The 14,071-nt window shown below is 67.6% G+C and carries 10 protein-coding genes; 9 read left to right on the forward strand and 1 reads right to left on the reverse strand.

What is annotated here, in order from left to right:
• The first annotated feature begins 99 nt into the window (after positions 1 to 99).
• From ACZ6H8_RS15565 to ACZ6H8_RS15605, 9 genes are all read left to right on the forward strand, one after another.
• Positions 100 to 1,518 (forward strand): tyrosine-protein kinase domain-containing protein, encoded by a 1,419-nt coding sequence (locus ACZ6H8_RS15565; protein ID WP_464147840.1) that lies wholly within the window; start codon positions 100 to 102, stop codon positions 1,516 to 1,518.
• A gap of 301 nt (positions 1,519 to 1,819) precedes the next feature.
• Complete coding sequence (locus ACZ6H8_RS15570) at positions 1,820 to 2,437, forward strand: hypothetical protein (RefSeq protein WP_464147841.1); 618 nt, start codon at positions 1,820 to 1,822, stop codon at positions 2,435 to 2,437.
• 5 nt (positions 2,438 to 2,442) lie between these two features.
• Positions 2,443 to 4,458: an acyltransferase family protein gene (locus ACZ6H8_RS15575; RefSeq protein ID WP_464147842.1), complete on the forward strand. Its 2,016-nt coding sequence runs from the start codon at positions 2,443 to 2,445 to the stop codon at positions 4,456 to 4,458.
• A 7-nt stretch (positions 4,459 to 4,465) separates the two neighbouring features.
• On the forward strand, positions 4,466 to 5,524 hold the full coding sequence (locus tag ACZ6H8_RS15580; RefSeq protein ID WP_464147843.1) for a polysaccharide pyruvyl transferase family protein: 1,059 nt from the start codon (positions 4,466 to 4,468) through the stop codon (positions 5,522 to 5,524).
• The gene (locus ACZ6H8_RS15585) at positions 5,521 to 6,984 is read left to right on the forward strand and encodes a lipopolysaccharide biosynthesis protein (protein ID WP_464147844.1); all 1,464 of its coding nucleotides are present in this window, start codon (positions 5,521 to 5,523) and stop codon (positions 6,982 to 6,984) included. The genes ACZ6H8_RS15580 and ACZ6H8_RS15585 overlap by 4 nt, the downstream gene beginning before the upstream one ends.
• Entirely contained in the window at positions 6,981 to 7,886 is a 906-nt protein-coding gene (locus ACZ6H8_RS15590) for a glycosyltransferase family 2 protein (protein ID WP_464147845.1), read from the forward strand. The genes ACZ6H8_RS15585 and ACZ6H8_RS15590 overlap by 4 nt, the downstream gene beginning before the upstream one ends.
• Positions 7,887 to 7,989: 103 nt before the next feature.
• On the forward strand, positions 7,990 to 9,162 hold the full coding sequence (locus tag ACZ6H8_RS15595; RefSeq protein WP_464147978.1) for an O-antigen ligase family protein: 1,173 nt from the start codon (positions 7,990 to 7,992) through the stop codon (positions 9,160 to 9,162).
• A gap of 71 nt (positions 9,163 to 9,233) precedes the next feature.
• Positions 9,234 to 10,808 carry a hypothetical protein gene (locus tag ACZ6H8_RS15600; protein ID WP_464147846.1) on the forward strand — a complete coding sequence of 525 codons (1,575 nt, stop codon included), beginning with the start codon at positions 9,234 to 9,236 and terminating at the stop codon, positions 10,806 to 10,808.
• Between the two features lie 35 nt (positions 10,809 to 10,843).
• Complete coding sequence (locus ACZ6H8_RS15605) at positions 10,844 to 13,045, forward strand: glycoside hydrolase family protein (RefSeq protein ID WP_464147847.1); 2,202 nt, start codon at positions 10,844 to 10,846, stop codon at positions 13,043 to 13,045.
• On the opposite strand, the gene ACZ6H8_RS15610 is transcribed toward ACZ6H8_RS15605, so the two are convergent.
• Positions 13,008 to 14,057 carry a glycosyltransferase gene (locus tag ACZ6H8_RS15610; protein ID WP_464147848.1) on the reverse strand — a complete coding sequence of 350 codons (1,050 nt, stop codon included), beginning with the start codon at positions 14,055 to 14,057 and terminating at the stop codon, positions 13,008 to 13,010. The genes ACZ6H8_RS15605 and ACZ6H8_RS15610 overlap by 38 nt on opposite strands.
• Positions 14,058 to 14,071 lie beyond the last annotated feature (14 nt).

Here is a 14,071-nt window from a genome sequence, read left to right on the forward strand (position 1 = left end):
GCGTACGCGCCTGAGCGCGGTACGCTCTCCTTCGAGACGCTGTGCTGAACCGTGTGCACAGGATCCCGAGGCACCGCCTCCCAACCGAGAGCTGACCTCGTGGAACTGATCGACTACATCCGCATCGTCCGGAAGAGCTGGGTGCTCATCCTCGTCTCGGGGCTCGTCGCCCTGGGACTCGCGGCGGGCGTGGCGCTGGTGCAGCGACCGACGTATCAGGCCTCAGCGCTGGTCTTCGTGAGCACGGCGTCCTCGGACTCGGTCGGCGAGCTCGCCCAGGGCAACAACTTCACGCTGCAGCGCGTCAACACCTATGCGAACCTCGCCGACACGCAGCGTGTGCTGCAGCCTGTGGTCGATGGTCTCGGCCTCGAGGTCGACGCTCGCACGCTCGCCGACTGGGTCACGGCCACCCCGCAGACGGACACCACCATCATCGATATCTCGGTGCAGGGGAGCGATCCCGACGCCGTCGCGGAGCTCGCGAACGCCGTCGCGCAGAGTCTGACCGTCGAGGTGCAGGCGATCGAGACGGCGAACAGCGTGGACGCGACGAGCCCCATCCGCCTCGAGGTCGTCGAGCCCGCGGAGGTGCCCATGAGCCCTGTGAGCCCGCGCGTCCTGCTCTACCTCGCCGTCGGTACCGCCTTGGGCGTCGCGCTTGCTCTTGCGGTCGCGTTGCTCAGGGAGCTGCTCGACACACGCATCCGCAATGCGCAGGATCTGGCGCAGGCCACTGAACACTCGCTGCTGGGGGGCATCGCCTTCGATCCGAAGGCGAAGGAGCGGCCGCTCATCGTGCACGCCGACCCTCTCAATCCGCGAGCCGAGGCCTACCGGACCCTGCGCACAGGCTTGCAGTTCGTGGAGGTGGACGGGTCGCAGCGCAGCTTCGTCGTGACCTCGTCGGTGCCCGGCGAGGGCAAGAGCACCACGGCGGCAAACATCGCCCTGGCGCTCGCGAGCTCCGGCCAGACCGTCGTCCTCGTCGATTCCGACCTCCGCAAGCCCAAGGTGGCGACGTACATGGGTCTCGAGGGAGCCGTCGGACTCACGGATGTGCTCATCGGCCGGGTTCCCCTCGTGGACGCTGTGCAGGAATGGGGTGACGACAGCAACCTCTACGTCCTTCCTGCAGGCCAGATTCCCCCCAACCCGAGTGAGCTGCTGGCGTCGAAGGCCATGCAGAAGCTCGTTCGCGAGTTCGAGCGCGAGTTCGACTGGGTGATCTTCGACGCGCCGCCCTTGCTGCCCGTCACGGATGCGGCGGTGCTCTCGAAGCACCTCGCCGGCGTCGTGATGGTGGTCGCGGCGGGCCGGACGACTCGACACCAGCTCGAGTCCGCGCTGGCGCTGCTCGACAACCTCGATACGCACGTCTCAGGCCTCGTCCTCACCATGCTGCCCACCCGTGGAGTCGATGCGTACGGGGCGTACGGGTACGGCGCCTACGAGTACCGTGAGCGGAAGCCGCGGCGTGCAGGCATTCGGGGTGCGCGCATGTCCGTAGGAGGCTGAAGTGCGGCGTCCGGATGATGGCTCGCGACGTCTCGTCGTCGTCATCGCGATCGCCGCACTGATCGTCGTGGACATCGCTCTCGTGTGGCTCGCCGTCCAGAGCGGTCGCCCGGCGGCTGACGCCTCGTCGGCGCCGACGGAGAGCGGGGTCGTCGTGTCCCAGTCGCCCAGCCCGCCGGCTGCCACCCCTTCCGACGCGGCAGTCGCGCTTCCAACTCTCGACGGTGTCCGAGTCCTCGTGATGTCCAGTGCGACGGCAGGATGGCGGGCGGAACGAGGCGCGTGCGCGACAGGAGGTGCGGTGCTGGAGGCGACCGTCGACGGCGGCGCGACATGGACTGAGGTGCCTGTGCCGAACGACGGCACCGAGGTCGCGGCGCTGACGACCGTTGCGACGGAGCCGTCCCGACTTGCGGTCACCAGCCTTGGCGCGGATTGCATTCCGCGCCATGACCGCACCTTCTCGGGAGGCGCGTCGTGGCAGGTCGACGCCGATACGACGCTCACGCCGACCTTCGTCGACGCGGATGGGTCGTTGCTCGTCGGCGGCGTCTCGTACACGGTGCCGTGCGCGTTCCCTCTTGGCCTCCAGACGCTCGGCTCGAGTGTGGCAGTCCGCTGCCAGGACGACGTGTACGTCGCGCAGGCAGGCGCGTCGTGGGCGCCGGTGGGCATCGGTCTCACGCTCGCTGCCAGCAGTGATGGCGCAGACCTGCTCGTCGCGCTCGACCCGACTCGCATCGATGACATGGAATGCGCGGGGATCGTGGTGCAGCGCTTCGTTGGAGGCGTCGATGCGGGATCGCCGCAATGCGTGACGACTCCCGTCGATGGAGGTCAGGTCGCCGTGACGACGCTCGACGATGAGCTATGGGTCTGGTCAAGCGATGCAGTGACGCGCGTCCCTCTCGAGGTGTGAGCGCCGTGCCCCCGTCCCGCTCAGCCGGGCGTTCCTTCCGCGCGGACATTCAAGGTCTTCGCGGCGTCGCTGTCGCACTCGTGCTGCTCTACCACGCTGCCGCGCCCGGTTCGGCGGGTGGCTTCGTCGGCGTGGACGTCTTCTTCGTGATCTCCGGCTTCCTCATCACGTCGCACCTACTGCGGGAGCACGAGAAGCACGGGCGCATTCGCTTCGTCTCGTTCTACGCTCGACGAGCGCAGCGGTTGCTCCCAGCAGCTGTCGTGGTCGCGCTGGCGACCGCGATCGCGGCCGGCCTGCTCATTCCCCGAACGCTGGTGCCCGATGAGCTGCTTGCGGGAGCGGCGGCATTGCTGGGGTTGCCGAACATGTACTTCGCCTATCGGGGGAGCGACTACCTGGGCGGCCAAACCGACTCCGTGTTCCAGCAGTACTGGTCGCTCGGCGTCGAGGAGCAGTTCTACCTCGTCTGGCCGGCCTTGCTCCTTCTCATCCTCTGGATGAGCCGGGGGCGCAGGTCCACCCTCGTCGCCGCGACTGCTGTGCTGGTGGTCGCTTCGTTCGGGCTTTGCATGGCACTCATGGACTGGTCGCAGCCCTGGGCGTTCTACGCACTGCCGTCCAGGGCGTGGGAGCTCGGCGTTGGCGCCCTGGTCGCTGCGCTAGGGACACGTGTGTCGTTCGGGCCCCGCGTGACGTCGGTCATGTCGTGGTCGGGCATCGCGCTGCTCGTCGCTGCACTCGTCACCATCGATGGTTCGGTTGCGTTCCCCGGTCCCGCCGCCGCCGTGCCCGTCATTGCGTCCGCGTTGCTCATCGTCGCAGGCTCGACCGGCGTGGGCGTCGTTCAGCGGATCTTGGGTGCGCCTCCCCTGCGCTGGCTCGGCGACGTGTCGTATTCCGTCTACCTGGTGCACTGGCCGATCATGATCCTCCCCGCGCTCGCGACCGGCGCACCCTTGTCAGGCTGGGTACGCGGGGTGTTGCTCGTGGCATCCATCGCCGCAGGCGCAATTCTGCATCGATTCGTCGAAGAACCGATGCGCCGGGCACCGCGCATCGCGGCGCGACCACGTCGCGCGTTGGCGGGTGCGATGGTACTGGCCGTGCTCGCCGCGGCGAGCGTCATGATCGCCAGACCCGTCGTGGAGCGATCCACGGTCGCGTCTGACACCGTGGTCGCCGAGGCCGCTCAGATCTCGGAGCCGCCCGACGGGACGGCAGTCGTGCCGTCGAACGCCGAGCCGCCGCTCATGTCGGCACTCGATGATGTCGCTGAGGTCTACGACGGCCCGTGCCACATCAGCGAACTCGAGACCGAGTTCGTGCCATGCGCCTTCGGCGACCTGGACGCGGACGACACGGTCGTGCTCTTCGGTGACTCCCATGCGGCCAATTGGTTCCCGGCCTTCGAGCAGCTCGCGGGCGATCAGGACTTCCGTCTCGAGCACTACTCGAAGTCGCGGTGCTCCTCGATTCTCGTCGCGGAGACCTTCCAGGGTCGCCCGTACTGGGAGTGCGATGCGTGGCGAGACGACGTCATCGAGCATCTCGAGACGACGGCGCCGGACCTCGTCGTCCTCGCGAACTACGCGCCGATGGACGTCGAGGGCGCGTCGCCCGATCAGCCGACGCAGGCGGAGTGGGCTGCAGGCGTCGAGCGCATCGCGGATCGCTTGGAGGGCGTTGGCGAGGTCGTCGTGCTCGAGGATACGCCGCGCCATGCCGACGGCCCGCTCGAGTGCCTCGCGCTGCACGTCGATGACGCGGATTCGTGCTCGACGCCCATCGGCGATGCGACGGATCCCGCGCTCGCCGAGGCGGAGGAGGAGGCCGCGACCCAGTCCGGCATCCAGTACGTGTCCATGAACGACTACCTGTGCGATCACGACGACTGCCCCGCCGTCATCGACCAGTACATCGTGTACCGCGATGCGCACCATCTGACCGAGACCGCGAGCATCGCGCTGACCTCGGCAGTGGGGGATCGCATCATTCGTCCCTTGCTCCTGGGAGTGTGACCTCACTATGCGACCGATCTTCGTCATCGCCACGGGCCAGGACGACAACCTCGGTGACTCGCTGCTACGTCGTGGCTACCTCCAAGCGCTTCGCGCCGTCGGGGCCCTGCACATCGGCCTCGCCGGTTCGAGCGACGACTACATCGCCGGGTTGGGGCTCGAGCCAGCCGACGTCGTGCACCGCACTCGCCGGTCCTGGGAACTGGGCCTCCTGCGAGCGATCTCTACTCGTGCCAAGCCCGTCCTCGCGCTGAATGCCGGTGAGGCTCGAGTCGCGGCGGGGCACGAGTACGTCGGGAGACGCATGTGGCTGCTGGCTCGCGCCGTCTCGCTTGGCGGTGGAGCAGTCGTGCAGGCGGGCCTGGGGGTCCGGGAGGGGGCAGCGGCTCGGCCGAGCGATCGCCTCCGGCGGTTCCTGGCAGCATCCGACCTCGTGACCTGGCGGGACGAGGAGTCCGCGAGGGCGGGTGGAACCGGATCGGTGCAGCCTGACTGGGCATTCCGACTCGAACTCGATGTACCGCAGACCGAGCGCACCTGCGTTGTCGTCTCGATGCGCGGGGATCGACCGCTCGGTTCCGAGCGGTGGCACGCCGCAGTCCGACGTCTTGCCGACCGCCACAGCCTTGACGTCGTCGTCGTCGCACAGGTCCGACGAGACGAAGCCAGGGCGCGGGCCCTTGCCGAGGCCTTCGGCCACCAGGCCCTGCTCGATCTCTGGGACGATGGCGATCACGACGAGCGCCTCGCCCAACTCGTTGCGCGGTACGCCTCCGCGCGCATCGTCGTGAGCGATCGCCTGCACGCCCTCGCGCTTGGTGCCCTCTGCGGCGCGGTCCCTCTCGGGTTGGCGACGGGGACGGCTGAGAAGCTGCGACGCACCCTTGCGCCGGCTGGTCTCGCTCGCTGGACGTTGGACGCCGACCACGTCGACGAGTTGGACGTTGACCTGATCCCGGAGGCGAGCGAGATCCGGCAGTTGGTCGCGGCCGCGCGCGCGCAGACGTTCGCGGTCGAGGACCGAATGGTCGAGCTGGCGTCGCGGTCGTCGAGGCGAGCGCGGTGAGCGCGGGCACGCTTACGAGCCATGCCGCCCGTGGCGGGGCAGTCACGCTCGCGTTCCAGGCGATCAAGATCGCCGCCATGCTCGCGTCGATCGTGATCCTGGGGCGCCTGCTCGCGCCAGAAGACTTCGGTCTCTTCGCGATGATCATCGCGATCGTCGGAGTCGCGGAGATCTTCCGGGACTTCGGGCTGTCGGTCGCAGCGCTGCAAGCGCGCACTCTGAGCCAGCAGCAGCAGAGCAACCTGTTCTGGCTGAACGCCGCGATCGGGGCGGCGCTCAGCCTGCTCGTCTTCGGTGCATCGTGGGGGATCGCTGCGTTCTACGGACGTCCGGAGCTCGTCGCCATCGGTCAGGTGCTCAGCATCGTCTTCGTCCTGAACGGAGCCGCGACGCAGCACAAGGTCGTCATCAATCGGCGTCTTCAGTTCGTGCGGCTCTCCCTCACCGACGTCGGCCCATACGCCGTTGCCCTCGGAGCGGCGATCATCGCGGCGACGCAGGGGTATGGGGTGTGGGCGCTCGTTGTGCAGCAGCTCGTGGCTGCGGTCGTCACGCTCGCGCTCGCGTGTGTCTTCGGTCGATGGATGCCGTCGCTACCGAGGCGTGTGCCCATGGACGGTCTCGTCGGTTTCGGCTGGCGAGTGGCAGTCACGCAGATCGTGGGCTACGCGACGAGGAATGTCGACGCCGTCGCGATCGGCCAAGCGTGGGGTGCCACGCCTCTTGGCTTCTACGATCGTGCGTTCCAGATCGTGATGATGCCGATCAATCAGATCAACGCGCCGCTGTCCCGCGTCGCCGTGCCAACGTTGGGGAAGGTCCGCGACGACGACGAGCGCTTCACTCGCGCACTCAGGCGCGCGCAAGCCATCACGCTGTTCGGCGTGGCCTCCGTATTCGGCGTCCTGGTCGGGGTCGGGGATCTGGTCGTCGCCATCGTCCTCGGGCCAGGTTGGGAGCTCACGGGATTGCTCGTGCGCATTCTCGCGGTCGGAGCCATCTTCCGCGCTCTCGCCCAGGTCTGCTATTGGATCTACATCTCGCGCGGGCTTGCCTCAGAGCAGATGCGCTACTTCCTCGTCGCCCAGCCAGTGCTCGCGCTGGTGGTCCTGGCGGGTCTTCCGGGCGGCGTCGTCGGCGTCGCGAGTACCTACGCGGGTGGCCTCGTCGTCTATTGGGCTGTCTCCCTGTGGTGGGCATGCAGGAAGTCAGGTATCAGTGCTGCTCCCTTCATCGCAGATGTTGCGCGCGTGCTGCTGCTCTTCACAGCGCCCGCGGCGGTAGCCAGCGCGGGCGCGGCGCACCTCGCCGCCGCGCTCGGTCCGATCGCGGCGGTCGGCGCAGGAGTGCTCGCGGCGGTCGCCTGCTGGGCTATCGTCGCGCTCGTATCGTCGAGGATCCGGGACGACCTGCGCGGCGTACTCGGGATCGCTCGATCCATCGTCGCTCGGAAGGGATGATCATGGCACCGTCACACGTCGAGGGCGTCTCCTGCGTCATCCCGACCCACCGTCGCGGCTCGTACCTCTCCGAGGCAATCCTGTCGGTGCTCGAGCAGACGCTGCCGGTCCTCGAGGTCATCGTCGTGAGCGACCTGCGCGACGAAGATGCCCGTGCGCGGTGTGCTTCCATCGCGACCGATGACCCGCGCGTCCGCTACCTCGAGCGTGATGACGATCGGCCCGGGGCATCTGGCTCGCGCAATGCCGGCGCGCGTGTCGCGGTCGGCACGATGATCGCATTCCTCGACGATGACGACCTGTGGGCGCCGACCTTCCTCGAGCGACTCGTCGCAACGATGGATGACGGGATCGAGCTGGCCGCGTGCTGGATCACCGAGTTCAGCGAGAAGCAGGAGAAGGACGGGCACAGCCTCGTTCCCGGTCTCGTGGGTGCCGATGTCGTCGCCCGCAATCCGGGAGTCACCGGCAGCAACTTCGTGGTCGCGGCGCCTGCGTTCCTTGCGATCGGCGGCTTCGACCCCAACTTGCGCGTTCGCAATGACACCGACTTCTTCGCGAGGTACCTGCGGTCCGGCCGACGATACGCCGTCGTCCCAGAGCGGCTCATGCTGCAACGCAAGCATGCTCTCGGACAGCTGACCGCGGTCGATGAGTCACGCGCGCTCGGGACCGAGCGCTACATTGACAAGCATCGCGAGCACCTTTCGCGACGCGACCTGCGCGAGCTGCGTCAGCTCGTCCACAGAATCCGCTCGCGGTCTGCTCCATCGAGGGCCAAGCGGATCTACCATCTCGGGTGGGTTGCGGCACTATATGGGCCCCTCGGTTTGGCTCGGAAGCTGAGGGCCGGCCGGCAGCGCACCACCTTCGAGATCCGGAGCCTCGATGCCCCGCACTAGTGGTGCCTGGCTCGAGGCACGGCGCAGCACCCCACAGCGCAGACGGCTGCGGCGGGCGCCGAACCCCTGGCTGGCGGCTCCGCTGACCGTCGCCGCGAGCGTGATGGCCGCAGTGCTGCCAGCGACGCGCATCGTCCTCGGCAACGATGCGTTGATGCAGATGCTCGTTCTCGACGCACTGCTGCTGGTAGCCCTCGCGCTCGGCTATGTACGGCGGCCGCCGTTGCAGCGCGTCTGGCTGCTCGGGCTAGTGCTGCTGCCGCTGGGCGCGGCACTCTCGGGCCGTTCGAGCTCGCTGCGCGCCTCCGTCCTGGTGGGCGTGGCACTAGCGATCATGTGTGCGCTCCTCCCCGCTGTCTTGGCTCGCCTGTTCGCTGACAGGCCGCGCGCGCCGCGCACGATCATCGCCTCCTTCCTGATCGGCCAGTCGCTCTCCAGCGCTTCCGCGATGCTGCAGGGTGTGGGCATCGAAGTGGGCGGCGCCGCGGTGTTCGGGCGTGCGACGGGCCTCGCGGGACATCCCAACACGTTGGGCATCATGGCAGCGCTGGCGCTGCTAGCGAGCCTCGGCGCCTGGCGCCATGCGTCCGGGGGCGTGCGGACGGTGCTGGCGGGGATGATCGTCCTCAACGGGGCCGCACTGGTGGCGACGGGCAGCTTGAGCACCATGCTCGCGCTCGCAGTCGCGGCCACGTACGGTGCCATCGCGGCTCGTCGTGCCGTCGTGGCGGGCATCACAGGTGTCCTCGCGTTGGGGATCCTCGTCATAGGCTCCCAGCTCTCGACGAGTGCGGCATCGCCATTGGCGTCCATAGCGCGTCGAATCGACGTGGTCACCGGGGCGAGCGACGGTTCTGGCGGTGCGGCCTCGATCGGAGTGAGGGAGTCGACATACGAGTGGGCCTGGCGGTGGATCGCGGACAGCCCCATCGTCGGCGTCGGCATGGACAACATGCGTGCCGGCACCTTCGACGGCGTCACCGTGGTCCACAGCTTCATCCTGCGGGGCTGGTACCAAGGCGGTCTGGCGGTGGCGCTGTGGCTCGCATTGCTCACTGCCGTGTTGGTGCTCGGCATCGTCATCCCGGCGGCACGCAGTGGCGTCGGGGTGTGGGAGGCCGCAGCGATCCTGCTCATCCTCGTCTTCGCGGCCACCTCGGCGTTCTACACACAGCTCGAGTACTGGCTGCCGCTCGCGACCGTCATCGTCCTGGGAGGCCGGGCGGTGGAGGCGGCGAAGGCCAGTGGGTCACGCTTCGAAGCGTCGGTCCAGTGACCGCGCCTGTCTCTCGTGGCGGTGACGGACTCGAGGAATGGTCCTCCCGCTCGCTGAGCCGTCGGGGAGCGATGGCGGCTGGTCTCGGTGCCTTCGTTGCAGCCGACCTCATCGGCGGTGTTCGTGGTCTCGGCGACGCTGGCGCCACGAAGGATCTCCCGGGCCGAACGATCTACGTCGCTGCCTCAGGGGACGACGCCGACGTCGGCTCGTCGCCGACGTCGCCCATGCGCACGATTGCTGCGGCGCTCCGAAGCCTCGGCAGCGATCCCGGTACCGTTCGTCTCCGCGCCGGCGACGTCCTCCCGACGTCGGAGACCCTCACGGTCGACGTGGCACGCCACCGAATCGCTGGCGAGGGATCGGTCGTCGTCGCGGATGCACTGCCGATCGGGGCCGCGGTCGTGCACCTCGTCGCAAGCGAGCCTCAACCGCTGATGCAGCCGTGGACAGTGCTCGATGGCGTCCGAATCAGCGGTGCCGGGCGCGACGTCGACTGCGTCGGCTTGCTGCTGGATCAGCCGTCGACTCCAGGGAAGGCGGCAGTCGCACACGTGACCGTGCGATCGGTCGCGGTCGACGAATGCGGCGTGGGAGTGCGATTCGGAGACAACGCCTACTGCGTGACCTTCTCCGGCTGCGTCGTGGCAAAGTGCGCCGTGGCCGTCCTCGTTCCTGACGGCGCCACGAATGCTGGCGAACGGCTTCACTTCGACGGCTGCACGGTGTTCGACTCCGACACGGGGATCCAGGTGCAGAGCCGTGCTGCCGAGATCACGATGGTGGGCTCGTCGCTTGACTACTGCACGCGGCTCCTTGACATCTCCGAGGGTCGCGTCAACCTCCTCGGGTGCCATCTGGAGTTCGACAAGTCGAGGGACGTCGAACCGATGCGCGTCGGCGGTATGACGGGAGGATTCGCCATGCTCGGCGGAAAGCTCACCGCCACGACTCGCGATGAGCTCCTCGTGCCTGCAGTCGTTCGCAATGACGCGGATCCTGTCGCGTCGTCATCCTTCTCCGGCGTCTACATGACAAACCTCTCGACGACGAGCGGAGATCTCTCGATTGGTGATGGGGCCACGATCGTGCAAGGGGAGATGACGGAAGTCGCGGCCCACCGCAGCTTCACCGTCGTGGGAGGCTCCGCCAACCTCCTCATGGACGGCGGCTTCAAGCGCGATGATCTCGTCGACCTCTGGCTGTCCGAGACTGCTGAGGGGGTGCGAGGCTCGAACGAGGTGCTCTCGATCGGCGACGGTGTCGATGGGGAGGCGCGAGAGCTCCGCGTCTCGGCTTCGGAAGCTGATCAGGACACGACCGTCTCGGTCGTTGTCCCGATCGCGCGGGGATCCCTCCCGCGCGGCCGGCTGCGCTACCGGCCGCGAAGCGGCTCAGGCGCGATCCGGATCACGTTCCTGGTTGGGGTGGTACGCCGCGAAGAGATCGGGGTGGCCGTCGAGCTCGGTGCGGACTTCTCCGAGTCGTTCTCGAACGCTCGCCAGGAGTGGACGAGCGTTCGCTCTCCTCTGCCGATCGTGCGCGCCCCTGCGTGGGCCACGCACCTGCTGGTGCGCATCGCGGTGGTCGATGCAACGGCAGACGCGAGCATCGCGATCGCGGACGTGAATCTCTGCGCCACCTGACGGATTGGATGATCTTGTACCCCTATGGTTTAGCCATGGGGCACAGGGGGGCGCGCGAGCGGGAATCCGAGGCTGAGCCTTCACGCCGGGCCCTCATGCAACTGGGTGCCGTGGGCGCGACCGCGGCGGTCCTCACATCGATGCAACGGCCTTCGGTCGCGCAGGCGCTGCCGGAGCATCTCGTCGACACCGCGCTCACCATCGCGCACCCTGATCTCTTCCCAGGGCTCGACCCGACAGGTGCGAACGACTGTGCAGCCTCCATGCAAGCCGCGCTCGACGCGGTCGCTCCCGGCGGGACGCTGTACATACCCCCGGGGCGGTACCGCATGGGCGCCAGCTTGGCGGTGCCGGCGAACATCACGATCTCCGCGCCGCATCGTCAGGCAACGTTGGTCCGTGACGGCCACACCGGCATCCAGCTCCGCGCCTACGGAAGCCACGGCCCCCTCGTCGCGCTCGCTGGCGGACCCACAAGAGCGCAAGTTGCCGTCGGAGGGCAGTCTGTCGAGGTCACGCGCATCACACTGGCAACAGCTCAGCCGTGGCTGCCAGGAGACCTTGTGAAGCTCGTCGCGGATGACGAGATCCCCGGCGGTCGTCGTCGGCCGGGTGCGTCCGCCTTTCCCCGCATCGGCGAGTACTTGCGCGTCCACTCGGTGTCCGGGGCCACCGTCGAGCTCTCGGGGCACGCGTTCGAGGACTATCGCACGAATGTGCGCGCGGCGCGGCTCGACGACAAGACGGTCACGATCGTGGGGCTGTGTCTCGACGTGAGTGATGCAAGCTTCGCCGCGAGTGCCAGACCCGAATGCGAGCTCCGCTGCGACTCGCTACGTTCCCCGCGTTTGATCGGGGTACGTGTCCATCGATCGGTCGGCATCGCCATCCAGATGCGCTCCTGCGTCGGGTACCACGTGGAGGACGTCGAGGTCGGCCAGGCAACCGACGACGCGGGTCAGTCGATCTTCGGATATGGCGTCCACGATGTCGGCAGCACGGGTGGGCTCGTACTTGGAGGCGTGGCCCGATTCGTGCGCCACGGCTATGCCGACAAGTCGATGGAGCCGACAGCGAACTCCGAGTACCCCTCCTTCTACGGGCGCACGTTCTTCCCGAAGATCATGGCGCTCGAGGTTATCCACCCAACGTCATCGGCGTTCGACACGCACCACGAGTCGTACGGCGTGCACTTCGACTCATGCGTCGCGCGCGTCGCCGGCGTTAACGGGTTCGGTCTCCGGGGTTCCGGTCACATCGTCTCGAACTGCGCGGTGTTCGGTGGCGCAGTTGGGGTCAAAGTATTCACGGAATCGAGCGGTGGGCTCGGCACAGGCGAGTCTCGGGACATCCAGATCACCAATCTCCGCACGAACGGCACGGACGTCGTCGTGCAAGCATCCATCCGTGAGAGCGCGCACGAGAGGCAAGGGATCCAGGACACAGAACGCACCCTGACGCTCGACGGCGTAGTCGCGCGGGGTGCGACACGATTCGCGACGATTACGAACGCGCGTGCTCGATTGACCAACTTCGAGGTCACGGCTCGAGATCTTCCACAGTTCGTGTTCATCCAGAACACGAACTCTCGACTCGAGCTCGACGGCGGCGTGCTCGACTTCGAGGCCGTGACGCAGACGGAGAACAATCGAAATCGCGTGCTGCGCTCGACTTCCTCGTCGGATGACGCCGCGTCCCTGATCGTCATCCGCGGGTTGCGCGTCAAAGCCAGCCCGTACTACGCATCGCAGTGCAGGGTGGGGCCATTCGAGACCGACGTGGCCACGGACATCGATGCCAGGGTCGAGCTCGAGCAGACGTTTCCTGTGATGCCGGGATCGCTTGCCGACACGCAGCGCTGCACCTTCGGATGGACGACGATGGTCGTCAATGACGATCCTGCGTCGTTGTCGTCGTCAGGGCTCGTCGTCTATTCGAACTCGGCGCTCACGGGCTCGCTGGTCGCGACGACGCGGGCGCCTGACGACGCCCTGTTGCTGATCGCAAGTATCACCGACGGCACGTCGCGCACGTTGTCCATGCTCGGCAAGGCGAGAAAGACGGGTCAGCGGCTGACCATCCTCGTCGCCACTGCATCGGGGGGTGCCAAGCTCACGGTGCGATCGAGCGCTTCGACCGCGGGCGTCGTGCTGAACGGCGTCTCGAGCATTCAACTTGGCGTCGGCGAGCAGCTGCAACTCATGTGGACGGGGACCGCCTGGCGCCAGGTCTCCTGATCGCATCCTCGGCGGCAGCGGACACGCGGTCGACAGCCGCGCTGATGCCAAGCGTCTGTGCGTTCGCAAGCAGATGATGCCGCGCACGCGACCACATCGCGTCGTCATCCCTCATCGTCTGCATCGCCCTCGTCCACTCGAGTGCGTCGTCGATGGGCAAGACGAATCGCTCGCGGAGCTCGGGATCCGTGTACAAGAACGGTGCGCAACCGAACCGATCGGACACGATGACCGGGATCCCGATCATCGCCGCCTCGACCGCACTCCTGCCGAACGCCTCACGAGTCGAGGTGCCGACGTAGGCACGTGCGCCTCGCCAGACTCGCCCCCGGGTGACCCAGCCCGCAACATCGACGTTCGATGGCGCCGCGTCGGCGATCGTTGCCTCGAGCGGGCCACTCCCGTACATCGCCCCGTCGAGGGTCGCGTCCGACCGGAGCGCGTCGATGAAGAGATCGGGATTCTTGTCGATCGAGTAGCGAGCTGCCCACACAAATTGCGCGCCAAGGTCTTGCACATCGAAGTCCGGCGGAACTAGCCCGGGCTCCACGATGCGATCGACCGCGCTACCCACTTGCCTCGCGAGCAGTGGCGTGGTCGCCCACACCGCGAGCGCTCGAGAGAGCGCGAGTCGCTCGAGCGAACGCCAGACGACGGTCTTCGCGCGAGACGACTCGCCCGCGTCCGGCCAAGGGAGGCCGCGAAGGTAGGCAATCCACGGGAGCCGCGTCATGGCGAGTGCCATGTCGGTCTGCGGTACGAGACCGATGACGACGTCGGCGGTCGCGACACGATCGTTCTCGGCGAGGATTCTGGCGAGACGGCGCACGCCGCCGACCCCTCCGGGTTCGATCGAGAGCTCCGTCACCCCGTCTTCATCCGTCGGCGCTCCACCAGCGCCCGCAGAGACTCCGATCAACGCTCGCCAGTCGTGGCCAGAAGCGCGACCAGCGCGAACCAATTCCAACGTCGAGTTGTAGACGCCGCTGCGTGCGATCAAGGGCGCGGCCACGAAGCAGATGCTCG

This window comes from Agrococcus sp. AC640b, from assembly GCF_979255995.1.

Bases quoted from the DNA above. Each gene is read 5' to 3' on its own strand.
- ACZ6H8_RS15580 (WP_464147843.1), top strand. From the start codon at position 4,466: ATGCGACCGATCTTCGTCATCGCCACGGGCCAGGACGACAACCTCGGT.
- ACZ6H8_RS15590 (WP_464147845.1), top strand. From the start codon at position 6,981: ATGATCATGGCACCGTCACACGTCGAGGGCGTCTCCTGCGTCATCCCG.
- ACZ6H8_RS15595 (WP_464147978.1), top strand. From the start codon at position 7,990: ATGGCCGCAGTGCTGCCAGCGACGCGCATCGTCCTCGGCAACGATGCG.
- ACZ6H8_RS15600 (WP_464147846.1), top strand. From the start codon at position 9,234: ATGGCGGCTGGTCTCGGTGCCTTCGTTGCAGCCGACCTCATCGGCGGT.
- ACZ6H8_RS15605 (WP_464147847.1), top strand. From the start codon at position 10,844: ATGGGGCACAGGGGGGCGCGCGAGCGGGAATCCGAGGCTGAGCCTTCA.